A 20,908-nucleotide genomic window follows, 5' to 3' on the forward strand; every position below is an offset into this window, starting at 1 on the left:
TTTGAGGAAACAGCATGCCCGCTCCGCAACACGTCTTCGATCCGCCCTTCAACATCATACGTTGCAGCCACGCCGTGCTCGACGTCACGGATCTGAACAAGAGCGCCGCGTTCTACGAGAACACCGTCGGTCTCCACATTGAGGACCGCGACGACAAGGCGGTCTATCTGCGCGCCAGCGAGGAGCACCAGCATCACTCGGTGGTGCTGCGCAAGGCACCGAAGGCGGCCTGCAACCGGCTCGGTTTCAAGGTCGGCACGGATGCCGACCTCGACAGGGCGGCGGCCTTCTTCTCCGAAAACGGCATCGCTTACGCCTTCGTCGACCAGCCGTTCCAGGGCCGCACGCTGCACTTCACCGATCCGTTCGGCTTCCAGATCGAACTTTATGCAACGATGGAGAAGCGGCCGCATCTGCTGCGCCGCTACGACCTCTACAAGGGCTGTCATCCGCAGCGGCTCGACCATTTCAACGTGTTCGCCGCCGAGGTGCAGGACACCGTCGACTTCTATGCCCGGCTCGGCTTCCGCCTCACCGAATACGCCGAGGAGGATGGCGCCAACGGCCGCATCGCCGCCGCCTGGATGCATCGCAAGGGCAACGTCCACGACTTCGCCATCACCAACGGCCGTGGTCCGCGGCTGCACCACATCGCCTATTGGGTGCCGACCGCAATGAACATCGTGCATCTCTGCGACGTGATGGCCTCCTCCGGTTTCCTCGCCAACATCGAGCGCGGCCCCGGCCGGCACGGCATCTCGAATGCGTTCTTCCTCTACGTCCGCGATCCCGACGGCCATCGCATCGAGCTCTACACCAGCGACTATTTCACCGGCGATCACGACCATGAGCCGCTGCGCTGGTCGCTGCGCGATCCGCGCCGCCAGACGCTGTGGGGCGCGCCGGCGCCGCGTTCGTGGTTCGAGGAGGGCTCGCCGTTCGCGGGACAGGCGGTGCGCGAGCCGCGTTTCGTCGCCGACGTGCTGGTTGCGGACTGAGGATCTGATATGTCAGCACCCCGCTTCGCCACCTATTCCATCAACGGCGCCGTCGGCTACGGCGCCGTGACCGACACCGGCATCGTCGATCTCTCCGCGCGCTTCGCCAAGGATTATCCGACCCTGCGCGAAGTGATCGCGGCCGGCGCGCTGACCAAGCTCGCGGAAGACGCCGCCAGGCGTTCGCCCGACCATGCGCTCGACGCGGTCGTCTGGCAGCCGCCAATTCCGGCGCCGGAAAAGGTCATCTGCATCGGCGTCAACTATCCGGACCGCAATGCCGAGTACAAGGACGGCTCGGATGCGCCGAAATATCCGAGCATGTTCCTGCGCGTGCCGCGCTCCTTTGTCGGCCACGACGCAGCCGTCGTGCGCCCGCGCGCCTCGCCGCAGCTCGATTACGAGGGCGAGCTGGTGCTTGTCGTCGGCAAGACCGGCCGGCACATCCCGGAAAGCGCAGCTCTCGACCACATCGCGGCGCTGACCTTGTGCAATGAAGGCACCATCCGCGACTGGGTGCGTCACGCCAAGTTCAACGTCACCCAGGGCAAGAATTTCGATTCCACCGGCAGCCTCGGGCCGTGGATCGTGCCCTACACCAACGAGGCGCAGATCGCCGATATCCGCCTGACCACCCGGGTCAACGGCGAGGTCAGGCAGGACGACCGCACCTCGCGGCTCATCTTCGGCTTCCGCTACCTCATCAACTACATCTCGACCTTCACGACGCTGATAGCCGGCGATATCATCGTGACGGGCACGCCGACCGGTGCGGGTGCGCGGTTCGATCCGCCGCGCTACCTGAAGCCCGGCGATGTGGTAGAGGTCGAGGCCGAAGGCGTCGGCGTTTTGCGCAACGGCGTCGTCGACGAAGCCAGCTAACCAACGAACGGACAGTGCCATGACCTCAACATCCGGCGGCGAAGCCATCGTCAACGGTATCGTCGCCCACGGCGTCGACACCGTGTTCGGGCTGCCCGGGGCGCAGATCTACGGCCTGTTCGATGCGTTCCACCAGGCCCAGCTCAAGGTGATCGGCGCGCGGCACGAGCAGGCCTGCGGCTACATGGCGTTCGGCTATGCACGCTCCAGCGGCCGCCCCGGCGTGTTCAGCGTGGTGCCCGGCCCCGGCGTGCTCAACGCCTCCGCAGCGCTGCTCACCGCGTTCGGCTGCAACGAGCCGGTGCTGTGCCTGACCGGACAGGTGCCGACGCAGTTTCTGGGCAAGGGTCGCGGTCACCTTCATGAGATGCCCGATCAACTCGCGACCTTGCGCACCTTCGTGAAATGGGCCGACCGGATCGAATACCCCGACAACGCGCCCGCGATGGTCTCGCGCGCGTTCCAGGAGATGCTGTCGGGGCGCCGCGGCCCGGCCTCGCTGGAAATGCCATGGGACGTGTTCACCCAGCGTGCCCAGGTCACGCCTGTCAAACCGTTCGATCCGCTGCCGACGCCGCAGCCCGATCCTGACCACATCAAGGCGGCCGCCGATTTGATCGCGGGCAGCAAGGCGCCGATGATCTTCGTCGGCAGCGGCGCGATCGAAGCGCGCGAGGAGATTCTTGAGCTCGCCGAGATGATCGACGCACCCGTGGTCGCCTTCCGCAGCGGCCGTGGCATCGTCTCCAACGCGCACGAACTCGGGCTCACCATGGCCGCGGCCTACAAGCTCTGGCCGAAGACCGATCTGATGATCGGCATCGGCAGCCGCATGGAACTGCCGACGATGTCGCGCTGGCCCTATCGTCCGGACGGGCTGAAATGCGTGCGGATCGATATCGATCCCGTCGAGATGCGGCGCAGCCCTGCAGACGTCGCTGTGATCTCCGATTCCAGGGCCGGCACCGCCGATCTCGCCGCCGCCGTCCGCAAGGTCGGCTACAGCAAAACCTCGGGCCGGCGCGCCGCGATCCGCGAGGCGACGGCAGCCGCCGAGCAGGAGATCCAGCGCATCCAGCCGCAGATGGCTTATCTGAAGATCCTGCGCGAGGTGCTGCCGGCCAATGCCATCGTCACCGACGAGCTGTCGCAGGTCGGCTTCGCCTCCTGGTACGGCTTTCCGATCTACGAGCCGCGGACCTTCATCACCTCGGGCTATCAGGGCACGCTGGGCTCCGGTTTCCCGACCGCGCTCGGCGCCAAGGTCGCCAACCCGAACAAGCCCGTGGTCGCGATCACCGGCGATGGCGGCTTCATGTTCGGCGTGCAGGAACTCGCCACTGCCGTGCAGTTCAAGATCGGCGTGGTGACGCTGGTGTTCAACAACAACGCCTATGGCAATGTCCGCCGCGACCAGCGCGAACGCTTCGACGGCCGCATCGTCGCCTCCGACCTGGTCAACCCGGATTTCGTCAAGCTCGCGGAATCCTTTGGCGCAGGTGCGGCGCGCGTTACCTCGCCGGATCATTTCCGCCCCGCGCTGGAGAAGGCGCTGGCGGACGGCGGCCCCTATGTGATCTCGGTGGAAGTGCCGACCGGTTCCGAAGTCAGCCCATGGGCGTTCATCCACCCGGCGAAGAACAACTGAGGCCGACGGCGCCTCAACGCACCTTGCGGAAGGTGAGATTGATGCGCTGGCGGCCGAGCACGCCGTGCTCACCGTCGGCGAGCGGCGCAACGCCATGATAGAACAGCCGCGATGGCCCGCCCCAGACCGCGACGTCGCCATGCTCCAGCCGGTAGCGGCGGGGCGTGTCGCTACGCTTGAGGCCGCCAAACAGGAAGGTCGCCGGCAGCCCGAGCGAGACCGAGACGATTGGTGCTGCGTAATCGAGCTCGTCCTTGTCCTGATGCAGCGACAGTTTTGCGCCCGGCACGTAGCGGTTGATCAGGCAGGCCTCCGGCGCGAAGCCGTTGAAACCGGCCTCGGCCGCGGCTTCGGCGGCGAGCCTGCATAATACCGGCGGCATCGGTGGCCAGGATTTTCCAGAGTCCGGATCGATGCCGTCATAGCGATAGCCGCTGGGATCGGAGACCCAGCCGGCGTTGCCGCAATTGGTCATCGCAACCGACATCCGGTGGCCGCCCGGCGTGATCAGATGGCGGAACGGCGCCTGCTTGACGATGTCCCGCAACGCCGGGATCAATTCGGCCATGAAGGTCCCTGCGAAACCACGCAGCAACACCGCGCCCTCCGCGATCGTCTCGCGCGGAGCCCGTGCGTCGCCAACGGTCTCGAACAAATCAGCCGTCACGCCTGTCTGAACTCACTTCGCATCGTGGAAGATCACCCCAACGGTGTGGCGATGGCCAGATCTGATACGGCTGACGCCGTGACGCAGATTAACCCGATAGGACCCGCGTGTCCCCTGCACCGGACGATGATGCACGGCAAACGCCACCGCATCGCCCTGCGCGAGCGGTACCACTTCGGGCCGCGACTGCATCCGCGGCCGCTGCTCGGTCAGCACGAACTCGCCGCCGCTGAAATCGCGCCCCGGCTGCGACAGCAGGATCGCGACCTGGATCGGAAATACGTGCTCGCCGTAGAGGTCCTGATGCAAGCAGTTGTAGTCGCCCTCGCCATATTGCAGCAGCAGCGGGGTCGGTCGCGTCTGCCCGGCGTCGTGGCAGCGTTTCAGGAACGCAGCATGCGATGCGGGGTAGCTGATATCGATCCCCATCGTCTGGTTCCAGCGATTGGCCGTGGCCGTCAACTGCGCGTAGAGCGCCGGACGCAGTTCGGCGATCAGGTCGGGCAGCGGATAGGAAAAATACTTGTACTCGCCGCGACCGAAACCATGGCGTCCCATCACGACCTTGCTGCGGAACTGGCTGTCGTCAGGATAGAGCGCAGTGATGCCATCGCATTCCTGCGGCGTCAGCAGGCCGTTGAGGACGGCGCAGCCCTGCCCGTCGAGATCGGCCGTGATCCGGACCCAATCCAGCGCATCGACGCGGGCGGGGATGTCCGATTGTGCCGCGTGGGCGGCGGCTTTGGCTGTTGCTTTCATGAGCCGGAGTTTTGCCCAGGATCGTGGTCGGCGCCACCCGATTTCTGGCAGGAAAATGCCCGGCGCAGCGCCACAAACTCACTGTCGTCCCTGCGAAAGCAGGGACCCATAGCCACCGTCATTAATTGTTGAGATGGCTGGGGCCGCAGCGTGGCAGCCACAAAGTCCTGGGGTTATGGGTCCCTGCTTTCGCAGGGACGACCCGTGGATAGACTTGTGGAAAGAGATCAGCCCCGCACCGGCAACGTGATCACGTCATAGCCGTGCGCAATCTTCCGCTTCAGCACCGGATCTTCCAATTCGAATTCGAAGCGGCTGGCCGGGCGGATGCCGCCCTTGGCCGCGAAGGTGCCGCCGAACATGGCGCAGCCGTCGGGCAATCCGCCCCCGCCGAACCCGCGGGCAATTAGGTCGTTCACCGGCAGCATATGGTCGAGCGTGCCTTCCTGGTAGAGCACGCGCTGGCCGCCGATGACGGCCCAGGAGCGCAGGACTAGCTGATCCCAGTGGCCGATCACGTCCTCGAGCTCCCAAAGCTCGGATGCGATCGGCTTGTCGCACATCTGCTTCGATACCGTGACGCTGTAGGCCTCGACCTTGCGGTCGGTGTGGTCGGAGCCGCAGCCGACGAAAATGCGGCCCTGCCAGCCGATCAGCACGAATTCGACCTCGCCGCTGGAGTCCTCGCCGCAGACCTCGATCGTATCGGCGAAGGTGAGCCGGCGCGCCGAGCAGCGGTAATAGATCGGCGTCGTCGCCGGACGCGCGATGCCGATCGCTTCCAGCTCGGCGATATGCTTGTCGCGCGCCACCGGATCGCGGCCGGTCCAGCCGGCAATGACGGCCTGCCTGATTTCCAGCGTGAGCGGCGTGGCGACACCCTTGTCGTCGACGTTAAAGGTGAGATCAAACACGGATGACGGCCTCCATACAGGCCGCAAGCTCGAAAATGCGGCGATCCGATCCGCCTGCCGCCGCGAGCATCAGGCCGACCGGCACCTCGCCCTCGCGATGCGCCGGCAGCGAAATCGCGCAGCCGTCGAGCACATTGATCAGCGTGCAATTGCGTAGCGCGCGCAGGTTCTGCACAGCAAAGGCCTTGTCGTCCGCGAGATCGGCGATCACCGGCGGCGTGTTCGCCGTGGTCGGCAGCACCAGCGCGTCATAGTGTGCGATCCGCCTACCGGTGCGGGCGATGAAGGAGCGGCGCGCGTTGAGCAGATCGATGTAGTCGGCCGCCGGGAAGCCCTCGCCGCGCACGATGCGGGAGGAGACGCGGGGATCGTACACATCGCCCTTGCTGGCGATCAGGAAGCGGTGCCAGGCATAGCTTTCCGCTGCGGCAAAACCGCCTTTGGCGTTCATCACGCCGACATCCAGGAATTCCGGCACCTCGATCCGTTCGATCAACGCGCCGGCGCGTGACAACGCCACGAGCGCGCGCTCGAAGGTTTTCGCGACGGCGTCATCGAGATCGTCGAGCACAACCGTGGTCGGCACCGCAAGCCGCATGCCCTTCACGGAGCGCGCGCTCAACGGCTCGACCTTCTCGTCCGCCAGCACGGCATCGAGCGCCGCGCAGCACGCCACCGAATTGGCCAGCGGTCCGTAGCTGTCGAGCGAAAACGAGAGCGGCACTCCGCCTGCGAGCGGAATGCGGGCTTGCGTCGGCTTGTAGCCGACGATGCCGTTGAAGGCCGCCGGGATCCGGCAGGAGCCGCCGGTGTCGGTGCCGAGCGCGCCGAACGCCATGCCGTCGGCGATCGAGACCGCAGCTCCCGAGGACGACCCACCCGGCACATGGCCGACGCTCCGGTTCCAGGCGCTCTTCGGCGTGCCGTAATGCGGATTGATGCCGATGCCGGAATAGGCGAACTCGGTCATGTTGGTGCGGCCGATCACGACGAAGCCGGCGCGCTTGAGCCGCGCCACCACGGGAGCATCGGCGTCCGCCGGCGCGGAGTCATCCAGCGCCCGGGAGCCGGCGCGCGTGACCTGGCCCTTGATGTCGAACAGGTCCTTGATCGAGACCGGGATGCCGGCAAAGGGCGATGGCGCGGCATTGGCCTTGCGCAGCCGGTCCATGGCGTCAGCCGCCTCCAGCGCCGCGTCCCGGTCGACATGGATGAAGGTGCGCTGGCCCTCGCCTGCGGGATCGGCAATCTTGGCGATGCATTGCTCGACCAGCTTGTGGGCGGAGGTGGCGCCGCTGGCGAGATCGGCGGCCAGGGCGGCGAGCGTCGGATTATCAGGCATGGCTTTCACTTCCTGGCTTGCAGCTGATTGTCGCCCGGATCGTCGTCGATTTCCAGATCAAGCAGCGCCGAACTCAGCGACTTGCCGTGGGCATCGAGGGCGAGCGATCGTGTCACTCCACCACCGAGCGTCCCGGTCATCACGAAATTCAGCGCCGCAATCCTGGGAAGCTCATAGCGGACGACATCCCCCTCGACAATGCCGGAAAAATGCGCCTTCACCCGCGCGCAGGTGACCTGGGCAAGCAGCAAAGGGTAATGCCTGGCGTCATAGGCGATCACGGAAATGTTTGAGGTGTTGCCTTTGTCGCCGGTTCGGGAATGGGCGATCTCGCGCAGCTTCACGTCAAGCCTCCACGAAACGAATCTGCGGCTTCGCGAGCCCGCGCGGCAGCAGCACCGAGGCGACCGCGACGACGTCACGCGCCGATTTCCAGGCGCCGCCGCCTGCCGCCGGGCCGTTGGTATAAAGCGTCTCGACCTCGTTGCCGATCCTGATTGCCTCACGAAGACTTTCGGTGCGTCCAGTCACGCGCACGCGGACCTCGTAAGGCTCGCCAGCGCCGGCCGACAGGTCCGGGCCGTGCAGGGCATCGACGCCGATCAGGTCGAACCGTATTTCGCTCGCAGCCACGCCCATCAGCTTCAGCCGTTCGCGGACAATCTCGAGCGCCAATCGTCCGCGCGCCAGCGCACCGGGACCGGCATAGGACATCTGGCCTTCGCCGATATAGCTGTCGACATAGCCGACCGAAACCTTCAGCGTCTCCGTGCGCCCAGTGCCGCGGCCGCCGCTGATCCGCACCCGGTCCGGGCCGATCTCCGCGACGGTGACTTCGGAGAAATCCGCAACCACGTCCGGCTGAAGATAGCTCTTGGGATCGTGCACCTCGTAGAGCAGTTGCTCCTTGCAGGTCTGCGCGGTCACCGCCCCGCCACTGCCCGCCACCTTGGTCACGACCAGCGAGCCGTCTTCATCGACCTCGCCGATCGGAAAGCCGAGCCGCGCCAGACCGGCGACATCCTTGTATCCGGGATCGGCGAAGTAGCCGCCGGTGATCTGGCCCGCGCATTCCAGCAAATGGCCGGCGACGGTGCCCTGCCCCAGCAGATTCCAGTCGTCCATCTTCCAGCCGAAGGCATGGATCATCGGCGCCAGGAACAGCGCCGGATCGGATGCGCGCCCGGTGATCACGATGTCGGCCCCCGCGGTGAGCGCGTCGGCCATCGGTTCGGCGCCGAGATAGGCATTGGCCGACAGCATTCGGTTGCCGAGTTGCTTGATCGTGCCCTCGAATTCCATGATCGGGAGATCGCCGGCCTTGCAGGCGTCGAGCACATCGTCGCCGATCACGGCCGCGATCTTGAGCTGCGGCAAGCCGAGCGATTTCGCGATCTCGGCGGTCCTGCGCGCCGCGGCTTCCGGGTTGGCTGCGCCCATATTGGTGATGATCTTGATGCCCTTGGCGGCGCAGAGCGGCAGCACCGCCCGCATCCGCTCCTCGAGCAGCGGATCATAACCGCTGTCGGGGTCCTTCATCCGCGCCTGCTGGGCCAGCGCAACGGTGCGCTCGCCGAGGCATTCGAACACCAGATAATCGAGGGCGCCCTTTTCGGCGAGTTCTACCGCAGGCTCGATGCGGTCGCCCGAATAACCTGCGCCGGATCCGATCCTGATTGTCCGCATCACTTCAGCCCGAAATAGGCGCGGTGCAGCTCTTCATTGCCGCTCATCTCGGCAACCGTGCCGGAGAAGCTGATACGTCCGCCTTCCAGCACGAACACGCGCGTTGCGACGTCAAGGAAACCGATATTTTGTTCGGCGATCAGGAGTGCCAATCCGCGGCCCTGCAGGCTGGAGAGAATGCGGATGACTTCCTTGACGAAAAGCGGCGATAGCCCGGCCGAAGGCTCGTCCATCACCAGCAGTTTTGGCTCGGCCGAGAGGGCCTTGGCGATGCCGAGCATCTTGCGCTGGCCACCGGAGAGGCTGGAGGCCGGATCGCGGCGCTTGTCGCGCAGCACCGGGAACAGACCGTACAATTCGTCGACCCGACCGCGCGGATTGGAGTGGCCCAGCGCCTGCGCGCCGACGCGGATGTTCTCCTCGATCGACAGATCGGGAAACACGGCAAGCTCCGACATATAGGTCATGCCGCGCTTCATGCGGTCCGACGAACGCATCCGCGTGACGTCCTCGCCGCCGAGCCTGATATGGCCGCTGCGCGCCTCGATCAGGCCGACCAGCGATTTCAGGAAGGTGGTCTTGCCGGCGCCGTTGGCGCCGAGCAGCAGCACGGTCTCGCCGGCGCGGACGTCGAGGTCGACGCCCCACAGCACCTGCATGGTGCCGTAGCCGGCATCGACGCCCTTGGCGTCCAGCAGTGGCGTTGCATCAGGCGGCATGCTCGCCTCCCAGGAATACCTCGATCACCTTCGGCTCGCGCACCGCAGTGGCGAGCGTGCCCTCAAAAATCTCCTTGCCGGCATTGAGCACAATGACGCGGTCGGTGATCTGCTCGATGAAGCCCATCAGATGCTCGACCACGATAACAGCCGTGCCCGTTGCGGCCAGCGCCTTGATGCGCCCGGCAATCCAGTCGAGCTCCGCCGGATTGAGGCCGGCTGCGAGTTCGTCCAACAGCAGCAGCCGCGGCCGCGTGGCGAGCGCGCGGGTGAGGTCCAGCATCTTCTGCTGCGCGCTGTTGAGATCGGCGGCCGGAAGGTCGGCGACCTCCTTCAGCCGGTATTCGTCGAGCAGTTCCGCCATCGACGGCGGTGCAACCGTGGCGCGGCCGTAAGCCAGCGCCACCTGGATGTTCTCGCGCACCGTCAGTGACAGGAACGGCTTTGGAACCTGGAAGGTGCGGTTGATACCGCGGTGAACCAGTTTATGCGAGGCGACGCCGCCGGACGCCACGCCGTCGAATACCACCTCGCCACCGTCGGGCGCATAGAGGCCGGAGATGACGTTGATCGCCGTGGTCTTGCCGGAGCCGTTGGGACCGACGAGGCCGAGGATTTCGCCGGCCATGACGTGGAAGCTCAGGCCGTCGAGCGCATGGAAGCCGCCGAACCGCTTGACCAGCCTGGAGACCTTGAGGATGGGCGGTTGCTCAGGGGACATGCCACCCCCTGCGCGTTGCCAGCGACACCAGCCCTGCGGGCAGGAACAGCACGAGTCCCATGATCAGCAGGCCATAGATCAGCTGGAAATATTGCGGCGTCGTGAAGCCGATCAGATTGTAGATGCCGTAGAGGATGAGCACGCCGACGATCGGTCCGGTGATGGTGGCGACGCCGCCGAACAGCGCGAACACGATCGCGAAGATGCTGAAGTCGCCGGAGAAGACGTTGTCGGGGTAGAACACCGAAACGTACCAGGCGTAGATGCCGCCGGCGAGACCCGCCACCAGCGCGGAAGCAAGCCAGGCGATCACCCGCATCTTGATGACGTTGACGCCGGCCATCGAGGCTGACACGGCATCTTCCCGGACCGCCTGCAGGGCAAGGCCGAACGGCGAGTTCTTCAGATAGACGACACCGGCGAGCGTCAACGCCAATACGACCAGCGCCGCGTAGTAGGCATTGTCCGGATTGAACGTACCGGTGAGCGACACACCGTAGGGTCCCTTCGTGATCCCCTCCAGCGCCGGATTGGCGACGAAGTGCAGCACCGCCAGCGACGCCGCGAGGTTCGCGATCGCAAAATATGCACCCGACAGCCGCAGCAGAGGCGTCAGCAACAGGCCGAGCAGGACCGCGACGACGCCGCCGACCAGCACAGCGAGCGCGGCCGGTGTGTGCAGGTGCATCACCATGATGGCAAAGCCGTAAGCACCGGCGCCGAAGAAGCCGACATAGCCGAACGGCAGATAGCCGGTGAAGCCGTAGATGATGTTCACGCCCTGGGCGAGGATCAGGAAGATCACGAAGTTGAACAGCAACAGATGATTTTGATAGACGCCGGGCAGCACCGCAAACACGACGATCAGCGGCGCGAGGATGAACAGCAGGTGTTTCGAAGCACTAGGCAACGCGCACCCGCCTTCCGAGCAGGCCGCTCGGGCGTAACAACAGGATCAGGATCAGGAGCACATAGGGCAGCAAATCGGCCCACGAGCTGAGATAGGTCTGCACCAGCATGTAGAAGACGCCATAGACGACACCGCCGAGCGCGGTGCCCAAGGGATTGCCGAGCGAGCCCAGCACCACGATGGCAAACGACGTCACCGTGGCATCCGCGCCGAAAGCCGGCGTCACCGAACCGAACATGAAGGGCGCGAACACGCCGGCCACGGAAGCGAGCCCGAGCCCGATCCCGAACGCCGCCGCGGAGACGCGGTCGACGTCGATGCCGGTCGCCAGCGCCTCGTCGCGGCGTGACATCACCGCACGCGTCAACGTGCCGAGCCGGGTGTGATAGAGGTAGAGATAGACGCAACCGATCGCGATCAGGCTGGTGATGGCCGCGATCACCCAGGGCGCGGGAAAGCCCTGGCCGAAGATCTGGATCGGCCCTGCGCTGCCTGCCTTGCCGCCAAACCATTTGACTTTGATCGTCGTAAACACCGTGCCGAGCAGCCGGCTCTGGATCGACCGCTCGCTGGTGCCCGCAAAGATCGTGGTGACGGCCTCGATCACCTGCGACAGGCCGAAGAACAGGATGATCGACAACATTTCCGGATTGGCCGAGCCCTGCAGTCGCGGCACGAGCACCCAATAGAGCAGCAGTCCCGCGAGCACGAAGACCACGAAGGCCAGCGGCACCGCAAACAGCGGGTCGATGCCGAAGATGCCGACCACGCCGAGCGCGATGAAGGCGCCCAGCATCAGCATGTCGCCATGCGCGAGGTTGACGACGCGCATGACGCCGAACACGAGGTTAAGGCCGATGCCGACCAGGCTGAAATACAGCCCGAACAGCACGCCGGCAACGAGCGCATACGTCATGCTAGCGCCCGCCGCCGAAGGTCTCGTTTGCCGCCCTGGACTGCATTACGGCGCCGGATAGACCGGCTTGCCGGTCGCGGTCTCGTGCGGATAGATCGAGGTGAACTTGACGTGTTCGTGCTCGTCGACCGAGAGCTGCCCGAGCGGCGTCAGTTCGCCGATCTGCCCGCCGGTCTCGTCCAGCGCGAAGGTGCCGTCGAGCGTCTTGAGCTGGCCGCTGAGCGAGAACACCGCGCGGCGCAGCTCCATCTGGTCGAGGCTGGTCGCAACCGACAGCGTCTTTTCGATCACTAGCGCGGTGGTATAGCCGGCCACCGCATTAAAGCCGAACTCCATCTTGCCGTCGTTGTACTTCTTCTCCCAGGCGGCACGGAAATCCTTCATGTTCATCCCGAAATTGACGGGATAATCCAGTTCGGACGGCGGCACATAGGTCCAGACGTGCTCGAGACCCTTGGCGCCGACGTTCTTCTCGAGCAGCTCGGTTTCGAGGCCGGCATAGATCGCGAACAGCATCTTGAACTTGATGCCGACGTCCTGGACGTTGCGCAGGAAGGCGATGTCGTTCGGCGCGTAGCCGAAATGGATCACCGCGTCCGGGTTGGTGTTGTTGATGTTGTTGATGATGACGTTGTAGTTCGTGGTCTCGGTCGGGACGCCCTGATCGTAGACGATCTCGATCGGCGCGCCGGAGTCCTTGACGAACTTTCTGAAGGCGTTGGCCTGCGTTCCCGTGAACTCATTGGTCGAATAGAGGATCGCGACCTTCTTGATGCCGAGGCCGGGACCGTCATGGCTGATGAAATCGGCCACCGGCTTCGGCCAGACGGTCGACGTCGGGTCGGCCATCAAGGCGATGTAGGGATTGTCCTTGGAGAAGAAGCTCGCGCCGGTGCCGGTCTGGTCGAACAGGAACATCTTGTGGTCGCGCGCGATCGCAACCGCAGGCGCCGTCAGTACCGATCCGGAATCGGCGACCACAAGGTCGACCTTGTCCTGGGTGATGAGCTGGTTATAGAGCGTCGAGGCGGTCGCGGTGTTGCTCTGGTCGTCATAGGAGACGAGCTTGATCGGGATCTTCTTGTCGAACGCCTTCACAAAGACGCCGCCTTCGGCGTTCTTCTGTTCGACCCAGAATTTCAGCGAGCTGTAGACCGGCATCGAGATCGAGGCGTAGCGCCCGGAGGACGCGTAGAGCGTGCCGATCTTGATTTCGGTGGGCGCATCCGCCGCCATGGCCTGCGTCGCAAATGCAAGGCTGGCGGCGAGTGCCGCGCCGGTCATCTTCAGCATTGTTATTCCTCCCGGATGCTTGTTCCGCGGCCCTTCTACGCGGGGGATCGGAGGGACACAAGCATGGCCGCCTCATCAATTGTGCGAGGGACGGAATATGCGGCATGCGCGGGACACAGGCTGCTGCGCAGGCCGCCGATACACCGTTGACGGCCATTGGTCCAATGGCGCATCAAGACCGTAACGAATTCGGGAGGAAGTATCAGACATGGCCGAACCCGCACGCGCAAAACCAAAACCGACACCGGAAACCCAGCATTTCTGGGACGGCACCAGGGCCGGCGAACTGCGCCTGCAGCGCTGCGATGCCTGCGCCAATGTCTACTTCCCGCCGCGGCCGTTCTGCCCGTCCTGCGCCTCGCGCAAGGTCTCCGTCTTCAAGGCGACTGGCAAGGGCAAGCTCTACAGCTATGTCATCAACCATCGCCCCGCCGCGCCCGGCTTCACGCCGCCCTACGCCATTGCCGTGGTCGAGCTCGACGAGGGCCCGCGCATGATGAGCAACATCATCGACTGCCCGCAGACGCCGGAGGCGCTTGAGCTCGACATGCCGCTCGAGGTCGCCTTCGAGGCGCTCGACGACAAGATCACCCTTCCGTTGTTCCGTCCGGCGAAGGGATAATCGTCATGCGCAGAAATGCAGTTGCCGTCGTCGGCGCGGCTGAAACCACCGAACTCGGCGTCATCCCGAACATGTCGCAGCTTCAGTTGCACGCAGATGCTGCGCTGAACGCCATCGCGGACGCCGGATTGAAACTCTCCGACATCGACGGCTTCGCCACCGCGGTCGAGACGCCACAACAGGTCGCACACTATCTCGGCATCACGCCGACCTGGGTTGACGGCACCTCGGTCGGCGGCTGCTCGTTCATGCTGCATGTCCGCCACGCCGCGGCGGCGATCGAGGCCGGTCTCTGCAAGACCGTGCTGATCACCCACGCCGAGAGCGGCAAGTCGATGATCGGCAAGGCGCCGCGCTCCACGGCGCCCGACAGCTTCAATGGCCAGTTCGAGTCGCCCTACGGCGTCTACGGTCCGCCGAGCATGTTCCCGATTCCCGTGCTGCGCTTCATGAAGACCCACGGCATCACCCATGAGCAACTCGCGATGGTTGCCGTCGTGCAGCGCGAATGGGCGGCGAAGAACCCGCGCGCCACGATGAAGGACCCGATCACGGTCGCCGACGTGCTGAACTCGCGGATGATCGCCTATCCGTTCCGCCTGCTGCAATGCTGCCTCGTCACCGACGGCGGCGGCGCGCTGATCCTGACCTCGGCCGACCGCGCCAAGGATTTTCCGAGGAAGCCGGTCTATATCCTCGGGACCGGCGAGAGCGTGGAAACGCCAATGGTCAGCCAGATGAAGACGTTTGACTCGTCGCGCGCCTTCAAGGTGGCGGGCCCGCTCGCCTTCAAGGAAGCCGGCATCGCCCACAAGGACGTCGATCATCTGATGATCTACGACGCGTTCGCGCATCTGCCGCTCTACGGCCTCGGCGACCTCGGCTTCATGCCTCATGAGGAGGCCGGCAAGTTCATCGCCGACGGCCATACACGTCCCGGCGGCAAGCTGCCGCTCAACACCAATGGCGGCGGCCTGAGCTACATGCATTCCGGCATGTACGGCATGTACGCCTTGCAGGAGAGCGTGCGGCAGATGCGCGGCATCGCACCGGCGCAGGTGCCGAACGCGAAGATCTCGGTCTGCCACGGCGTCGGCGGCATGTTCGCGGCGAGTGGCACGATCATCTTTACGAACGAGAAGTAAGCCGTCCTTGAGAGAAGCGCCGCTCTTTCCTCTCCCTCGCCCCGCTCTTCGCGGGGAGAGGGTTGGGGTGAGGGGCCGCCTCCACACATTCGGACTCACGGAGAGTCCCCCTCACCCGGATCGCATCTGCGATGCGATCCGACCTCTCCCCGCAAGCGGGGCGAGGTAAGAAGCACCGGATCAAATCGGAGAATCCACATGGCAAAATCACTGCAGGACAAGGTCATCATCGTCACCGGCGCGGGCCGCGGCATCGGCCGTGAGATCGCGCTGCTCTGCGCCGCCGAAGGCGCCAAGGTCGTCGTCAACGATCCCGGCGGCGCCGCCGACGGTGCAGGCAACAGCGCGGCGCCCGCCGAGGAAGTGGTCGAGGAGATCAAGAAGCGCGGCGGAACGGCCGTGGCCAATTTCGAGTCCGTGGCGGAGGCGATCCCGGCGAGCAAGATCGTGAAGACCGCGACCGACCATTTCGGCCGGCTCGACGGCGTCGTCAACAATGCAGGCATCCTGCGCGACATGATCTTCCACAAGATGAGCGTGGAAGCATTCGAGTCGGTCATCAAGGTGCATTTGATGGGCTCTTTCTATGTCAGCCATGCCGCGGCACGGCTGTACCGCGAACAGGAGAGCGGCTCCTTCGTGCACTTCACCTCGACCTCGGGCCTGATCGGCAATTACGGCCAGGCCAATTACGCCGCCGCCAAGCTCGGCATCGTCGGACTGTCGAAGTCGATCGCGCTCGACATGGGCCGCTTCAACGTGCGCTCGAACTGCGTTTCGCCGTTCGCCTGGACCCGCATGATCGGCACCATCCCGACCGAGACCGATGCCGAGAAGGCGCGCGTCGAGAAGATCAAGCAGATGGGCCCGGAGAAGATCGCGCCGGTTTGCGCCTATCTGCTCTCGGACGCCGCCAAGGACGTCACCGGACAGATTTTCGGCGTGCGCATGAACGAGATCTTCCTGTTCGGCCAGCATCGTCCGATCCGCTCGGTGCATCGCAGCGAGGGCTGGACGCCGCAGACGCTTGCCGAGCACGGCATGCCGGCCCTCAAGGGATCGTTCCCCAAGCTCGATCGCTCAGCCGACGTGTTTAGCTGGGATCCGATCTGAAGGAGGCGAGTAGTAAGTCGCGAATGGCGCGTTGGGAAATGACTCGTCGTTCGCGCTATTCGCTACTCCCCATTCGCTATTCGCCCAGCATCACCCGCTGTTCCTCAAGCCCGCCGAAATCCCGTTGATCGTGATCTGGATGCCGCGCAGCACCTGCTCGTCGGGGTTCTGCGCCCGGTGCTCCTTCAATAGCTCCACCTGAACGTGGTTGAGCGGGTCGAGATAAGGGAAGCGGTTGCGGATTCCGCGCTCCAGCAGCGGGTTGCCCTGCAGCAGCCGCTCATGGCCCATGATGTCGAGCAGCGTCTCGATCGAGAGGTGCCATTCCCTGCGGATGCGGCCGAATATCTTCTCACGCAGCTCCACGTCGGGCACCAGCTCGGCATAGCGCGAGGCGATCGCGATCGAGCTTTTCGCCAGCACCATGTCCATGTTCGACAGCAGCGTGCGGAAGAACGGCCATTCCTTGTAGAGCTCCTGCAGGAACGGCATGCCCTGCTCCGGATGTTCCGCGATCCAGGTTTCAACCGCCGCGCCAAAGCCGTACCAGCCCGGCAGCATCAGCCGGCATTGCGCCCAGGAGAACACCCAGGGGATGGCGCGCAAATCCTCGATCTCGCGGGTTTTCTTGCGTGACGCCGGGCGGCTGCCGATGTTCAAGGTCGCGATCTCGTTGATGACGGTCGAGCCCCAGAAATAGTCGGCAAAACCCTCCGTCTCGTAAACAAGGCCGCGATAGGCCTTGAAGGCGAGCGCGGAGAGTTGCTCCATCGCCTTGAGATATTCGGGGCGCGGTGCACTCTGCCGCGGCTGCAACAGGCTGGTTTCCAGTGTCGCGGCGGCGAGAATTTCCAGGTTGCTGCGGCCGACCTCGGCGTTGGAATATTTCGACGAGATGATCTCGCCCTGCTCGGTGATGCGGATCTGGCCGTTCACCGCACCGCCGGGCTGCGCGATGATCGCATCATAGCTCGGCCCGCCGCCGCGCCCGACCGAACCGCCGCGGCCGTGGAACAGGCGCAGGCGGACGCCGTGGCGCTCGAACACATCGACCAGGCCGATCTCGGCCTTGTAGAGTTCCCAGCCCGAGGTGACGAAGCCGCCATCCTTGTTGCTGTCGGAATAGCCCAGCATCACCTCCTGCACACTGCCGAGGCTGTCGACCAGCTTGCGGTAGTCGTGCAGCGCCAGCATGCGGTCCATGATGCCGCTGGAGGCTTGCAGGTCCTCGATAGTCTCGAACAGCGGCACGATATTGATGGCGCTGCGGCCGGACGGATTGACCAGCGCGACCTCCTTCAGCAGCACCGCGACCTCAAGCATGTCGGACATGCCCTGGCACATCGAGATAACGCATTGGGAGATCACCTCGGGGCCGAATTTGGCGTGCGCCTCCGCGGCGGCGCGGAATATGGCGAGCTCGCCTAAGGTCTCCTCCGAATATTTGACGAAGGGCGAGGCCAGCGGCCGCGCGCTGCGCAACTCGCCAAGCAACAGGCTGACGCGGGCATCCTCGCTCAGCGCCAGATAGGACGTGCCGGGATTGGCGGCATCGAACAGCTCGGCAATGGTGCGCTCATGCACCGCCGAATTCTGCCTGATGTCGAGCCGCGCGAGGTGGAAGCCGAAGCAATCCACCGCGCGCCGCAACTGCCGCAGCCGGCCGCGCGCGATGACGCCGGAATTGTTCGCGATCAGCGAGCGATTGAGCACGTCGAGATCGGCCTGGAATTCCTTGACGCTCTGATACGGCTCGGCCTTGCCGACCGGCCGCCTTGTGGTCTCGACCTCGAGCCTCGTGGCCGCTGCCGCGAGCCTGGCATAGATACCCGACACCGCAAGGCGGTAAGGCTCACCGCTGCGGTGTGGTGAGGTGTCGGGCGAGCGCTCGGCAAGCGTGCGCAGCTCGTCCGAGACGTCGGCAAGATGCGCCGCCAGCGATAGCTCGGCGCCGAGCGTGTGCAGCTGTTCGAGATAGAAGCTGAGCACCCGGCTGGATTGCAGCCGCAGCGTGCCGCGCATCACGTCCGCGGTGACGAAGGGGTTGCCGTCCCGGTCGCCGCCGATCCAGCTTCCCATCCGCAGGAACGAGGCCAGCTCACCCGCTTCGCCGCCCTCCTTGTTCAGGCGGTCTTCCAGCGCACAATGCAAACGCGGGACTTCCAGCAGGAAAGTGTAGTCGTAGAACGACAGGCCATTGGCGACCTCGTCGAGTACGGTCAGCTTGGTCCGGCGCAACAGATTGGTTTGCCACAACGTGACCACGGCGCGGCGAAGCTGCTCGTCGCTCGCCTCGCTCTCATCCGGCGTCATCTGCAACCGCTCGCGGCGATCGAGCAGGTCCGCGACCTCCATCTCGCGATCCATCGTGCTCTTGCGGCGGACCTCGGTCGGATGCGCTGTCAGCACCGGGCTGACCAGCGCGCCTTTAAAGAAGCTGCGCAGGTCGGCCGGGCTGATGCCGGCCTGGCGGGCGTGGATCAGCGTCTGCTCCAGCGTACTCGGCCGCGGCGCCCCGCCCGGGCCCCGGCTGCGCATCTGGCGGATGTTGTTCTGGTCCTCGGCGATGTTGGCGAGATGGGAGAAATAGCTGAAGGCACGGACGATCCGCACCGTCTCGGCGATCGACATGCTGTCGAGGATGGTCTCCAGCTCGCGCCGCGCCGGCTTGTCCTCGTCGCGGTGGAACCGGACCGAGGTCTGGCGGATGCGCTCGACCAGGTCGAACACGTCGGCGCCCTCCTGGTCGCGCACGGTATCGCCGAGAATGCGCCCCAGCAGGCGGATGTCGTTCCGGAGTCGCGCATCCTCCTCCAGTGCCTGCACTTCCTCGGCGCGCTTGGCATGGACATCGGTCTCGGAAGGCATCGGCTGGGGAGACAATATCTGGGAAGACATGGCTGGCTACTCCAGAAGCTGCCCGGCAATGCCCCGAGTGTGCAAGTTTTTTGCCGCAACGCAAGATGAACTTGGTGGCGGTGCACACACCGCCTTCGCGGCCTCCGCCGGCCCTAGATCCTCCGCCCGGCCCGCTCCCAATACGGGTCCCGCAGCCGGCGCTTGAAGATCTTGCCGGAATCCTCGCGCGGCAGGTTGCTCTGGATCTCGATGTGCTTGGGCACCTTGTAATCGGCAAGCCAGGTCCTGAGCCCGGCGCGGATTGCGGCCATGTCGAGCGTCACGCCGGGCTGCGGCTCGATCACCGCCATCAGCGCCTCGCCGAACTCCGCGTCCGGGATGCCGAACACCGCGCAATCGTGCACGCCAGGGACGGCGTGGAGCACGGCCTCGATCTCGGCCGGATAGATGTTGACCCCGCCCGAGATCACCATGTCGCGCTTGCGGTCGCAGATGAAGACGTAGCCGTCCTCGTCGATATAACCGACATCGCCCGAGGTGATGAATCCTTGCCGGTCGATCTCGGCGCGCTTTTCCGACTTGTTGTGATAGGTGAAATCAGGATTGCCCGCGATCCGCGAATAGATCTCGCCGATCTCGCCCTGCACAACCTCCTTGCCGTCATCGCCGATGAAGCGAAGCTCGGCGCCGGGCGAGATTTTCCCGACCGTGCCGGGCTTCTTCAGCGCATCCTCCGATGTGGCGAAGGTGACCGCGCCTGATTCCGTCGAGCCGTAGAACTCGTAGATCACCGGTCCCCACCACTCGATCATCGCGCGCTTGACGTCCGCCGGGCACGGCGCGGCGGCGTGGATGATGTGGCGCAGCGACGACATGTTATATCTCTTGCGCACCTCTTCCGGCAGCTTCATCAGGCGGATGAACATGGTCGGCACCATGAAGATGGTGGCGATGCTCTCGCGTTCGATCAACGCCAGGAATTCTTCCGCGTCGAACCGCGGCATCAGCACCAGCACGCCGCCGAGCCGCCCCGAGCGCAGCCCGAAGGAATTCGGCGCGGAATGATAGAGCGGGCCCGGCAGGATCGCGCGTGCCCCGGGCTTCAAGCCGTAGATCATCGCGCGCATCGCTTCGGCATTCGCGGTCTGCGCCGGCGTCGGCGCGAACCGCCGCACGCCCTTCGGGTGGCCCGTGGTGCCCGAAGTGTAGATCATGTTCTGCGGCTGCGGCACCGCCGGCCCGTCGTAGCGTGGACGCCCGGCCAGCCAGGTTTCGAGATCAACCGCGAAATCCGGTGTCGCGAGATGATCGGGATCGATCTTGTAACTCGCGAGGATTTCCGGCGGCGTCGGCACGCTGAACACCGTCACACCGGCTGGAATGGCATCGCGCAGTGGATGCAGCATATCGGCATGCGCGATCAGGACGCGCGTGCCGGAATCGGTCAGCACGTAATTGATCTCTTCCGGCTTGAAGTGCCAGTTGATCGGCACGCCATAGGCACCGAGCCGCATCGCCGCATAGGCCGCCTCCATGAACGTGATGTCGTTGCGCATCAGCATGCAGACGCTGTCGCCCGGCTTGACGCCGAGCTGATGCAAGCCGCCGGCGATGCGGTCGGCGCGCTCGGCGACGGCGGCGTGATCGCGTTTGCGCTCGCCGCTGATGATGCCGAGGAAGGGTTGGGACGTTTCCATTATCGTGATCCGATCTG

At 64.9% G+C, this 20,908-nt stretch carries 19 protein-coding genes; 6 read left to right on the forward strand and 13 right to left on the reverse strand.

From position 1 onward, the window contains the following. The first annotated feature begins 14 nt into the window (after nucleotides 1-14). The 3 genes from hpaD to ACP2YO_RS31670 are packed head-to-tail and all read left to right on the forward strand — an operon-like array spanning nucleotide 15 to nucleotide 3,528. On the forward strand, nucleotides 15-998 hold the full coding sequence (gene hpaD, locus ACP2YO_RS31660) for a 3,4-dihydroxyphenylacetate 2,3-dioxygenase (RefSeq protein ID WP_426435064.1): 984 nt from the start codon (nucleotides 15-17) through the stop codon (nucleotides 996-998). Nucleotides 999-1,007: 9 nt separating this feature from the next. Continuing rightward, on the forward strand, nucleotides 1,008-1,880 hold the full coding sequence (locus tag ACP2YO_RS31665; protein WP_426435065.1) for a fumarylacetoacetate hydrolase family protein: 873 nt from the start codon (nucleotides 1,008-1,010) through the stop codon (nucleotides 1,878-1,880). Between the two features lie 19 nt (nucleotides 1,881-1,899). Beyond that, nucleotides 1,900-3,528, forward strand: coding sequence for a thiamine pyrophosphate-dependent enzyme (locus tag ACP2YO_RS31670; RefSeq protein ID WP_426435066.1), 1,629 nt, complete (start codon nucleotides 1,900-1,902; stop codon nucleotides 3,526-3,528). 13 nt (nucleotides 3,529-3,541) lie between these two features. Here the strand turns inward: ACP2YO_RS31670 and alkB are convergent, their stop codons facing one another. The 11 genes from alkB to ACP2YO_RS31725 all read right to left on the reverse strand — a co-directional run bounded on the left by alkB (nucleotide 3,542) and on the right by ACP2YO_RS31725 (nucleotide 13,455). Further along, nucleotides 3,542-4,195 (reverse strand): DNA oxidative demethylase AlkB, encoded by a 654-nt coding sequence (gene alkB, locus ACP2YO_RS31675; RefSeq protein WP_426435067.1) that lies wholly within the window; start codon nucleotides 4,193-4,195, stop codon nucleotides 3,542-3,544. Between the two features lie 12 nt (nucleotides 4,196-4,207). Then, nucleotides 4,208-4,954, reverse strand: coding sequence for a 2OG-Fe(II) oxygenase (locus ACP2YO_RS31680; protein ID WP_426435068.1), 747 nt, complete (start codon nucleotides 4,952-4,954; stop codon nucleotides 4,208-4,210). Nucleotides 4,955-5,181: 227 nt separating this feature from the next. Further along, entirely contained in the window at nucleotides 5,182-5,868 is a 687-nt protein-coding gene (locus tag ACP2YO_RS31685; RefSeq protein WP_426435069.1) for a DUF2848 domain-containing protein, read from the reverse strand. Next, nucleotides 5,861-7,210: an amidase gene (locus ACP2YO_RS31690; RefSeq protein WP_426435070.1), complete on the reverse strand. Its 1,350-nt coding sequence runs from the start codon at nucleotides 7,208-7,210 to the stop codon at nucleotides 5,861-5,863. The genes ACP2YO_RS31685 and ACP2YO_RS31690 overlap by 8 nt, the downstream gene beginning before the upstream one ends. Nucleotides 7,211-7,215: 5 nt before the next feature. After that, the gene (locus tag ACP2YO_RS31695) at nucleotides 7,216-7,554 is read right to left on the reverse strand and encodes an AtuA-related protein (RefSeq protein ID WP_426435071.1); all 339 of its coding nucleotides are present in this window, start codon (nucleotides 7,552-7,554) and stop codon (nucleotides 7,216-7,218) included. A gap of 1 nt (nucleotide 7,555) precedes the next feature. Beyond that, nucleotides 7,556-8,896: an acyclic terpene utilization AtuA family protein gene (locus ACP2YO_RS31700; RefSeq protein WP_426435072.1), complete on the reverse strand. Its 1,341-nt coding sequence runs from the start codon at nucleotides 8,894-8,896 to the stop codon at nucleotides 7,556-7,558. Beyond that, on the reverse strand, nucleotides 8,896-9,615 hold the full coding sequence (locus tag ACP2YO_RS31705) for an ABC transporter ATP-binding protein (RefSeq protein WP_426435073.1): 720 nt from the start codon (nucleotides 9,613-9,615) through the stop codon (nucleotides 8,896-8,898). Before ACP2YO_RS31705 ends, ACP2YO_RS31700 begins: the two co-directional genes overlap by 1 nt. Further along, complete coding sequence (locus tag ACP2YO_RS31710) at nucleotides 9,605-10,336, reverse strand: ABC transporter ATP-binding protein (RefSeq protein ID WP_426435074.1); 732 nt, start codon at nucleotides 10,334-10,336, stop codon at nucleotides 9,605-9,607. The genes ACP2YO_RS31705 and ACP2YO_RS31710 overlap by 11 nt, the downstream gene beginning before the upstream one ends. Next, nucleotides 10,326-11,246, reverse strand: a complete 921-nt coding sequence (locus ACP2YO_RS31715; RefSeq protein ID WP_426435075.1) for a branched-chain amino acid ABC transporter permease — start codon at nucleotides 11,244-11,246, stop codon at nucleotides 10,326-10,328. Before ACP2YO_RS31715 ends, ACP2YO_RS31710 begins: the two co-directional genes overlap by 11 nt. Then, nucleotides 11,239-12,162, reverse strand: coding sequence for a branched-chain amino acid ABC transporter permease (locus tag ACP2YO_RS31720; RefSeq protein ID WP_426435076.1), 924 nt, complete (start codon nucleotides 12,160-12,162; stop codon nucleotides 11,239-11,241). The genes ACP2YO_RS31715 and ACP2YO_RS31720 overlap by 8 nt, the downstream gene beginning before the upstream one ends. 45 nt (nucleotides 12,163-12,207) lie before the next feature. Next, nucleotides 12,208-13,455 (reverse strand): ABC transporter substrate-binding protein, encoded by a 1,248-nt coding sequence (locus ACP2YO_RS31725; protein ID WP_426435077.1) that lies wholly within the window; start codon nucleotides 13,453-13,455, stop codon nucleotides 12,208-12,210. A gap of 208 nt (nucleotides 13,456-13,663) precedes the next feature. On the opposite strand from ACP2YO_RS31725, the gene ACP2YO_RS31730 reads away from it, so the two are divergent. The 3 genes from ACP2YO_RS31730 (at nucleotide 13,664) to ACP2YO_RS31740 (ending at nucleotide 16,335) form a co-directional block, all read left to right on the forward strand. Further along, entirely contained in the window at nucleotides 13,664-14,077 is a 414-nt protein-coding gene (locus ACP2YO_RS31730; protein ID WP_426435078.1) for a Zn-ribbon domain-containing OB-fold protein, read from the forward strand. Between the two features lie 5 nt (nucleotides 14,078-14,082). Next, nucleotides 14,083-15,222 (forward strand): thiolase C-terminal domain-containing protein, encoded by a 1,140-nt coding sequence (locus tag ACP2YO_RS31735; RefSeq protein WP_426435079.1) that lies wholly within the window; start codon nucleotides 14,083-14,085, stop codon nucleotides 15,220-15,222. A gap of 198 nt (nucleotides 15,223-15,420) precedes the next feature. Continuing rightward, complete coding sequence (locus tag ACP2YO_RS31740; RefSeq protein WP_426435080.1) at nucleotides 15,421-16,335, forward strand: SDR family oxidoreductase; 915 nt, start codon at nucleotides 15,421-15,423, stop codon at nucleotides 16,333-16,335. A gap of 90 nt (nucleotides 16,336-16,425) precedes the next feature. Here ACP2YO_RS31740 and ppc read toward each other — a convergent pair whose 3' ends face one another. Beyond that, on the reverse strand, nucleotides 16,426-19,218 hold the full coding sequence (gene ppc / locus ACP2YO_RS31745) for a phosphoenolpyruvate carboxylase (protein ID WP_426443360.1): 2,793 nt from the start codon (nucleotides 19,216-19,218) through the stop codon (nucleotides 16,426-16,428). A gap of 128 nt (nucleotides 19,219-19,346) precedes the next feature. Further along, nucleotides 19,347-20,894 carry an acyl-CoA synthetase gene (locus ACP2YO_RS31750; protein WP_426443361.1) on the reverse strand — a complete coding sequence of 516 codons (1,548 nt, stop codon included), beginning with the start codon at nucleotides 20,892-20,894 and terminating at the stop codon, nucleotides 19,347-19,349. Nucleotides 20,895-20,908 lie beyond the last annotated feature (14 nt).

The sequence above is a fragment of the Bradyrhizobium genosp. P genome (assembly GCF_049949265.1).
Taxonomy (GTDB): Bacteria; Pseudomonadota; Alphaproteobacteria; order Rhizobiales; family Xanthobacteraceae; genus Bradyrhizobium.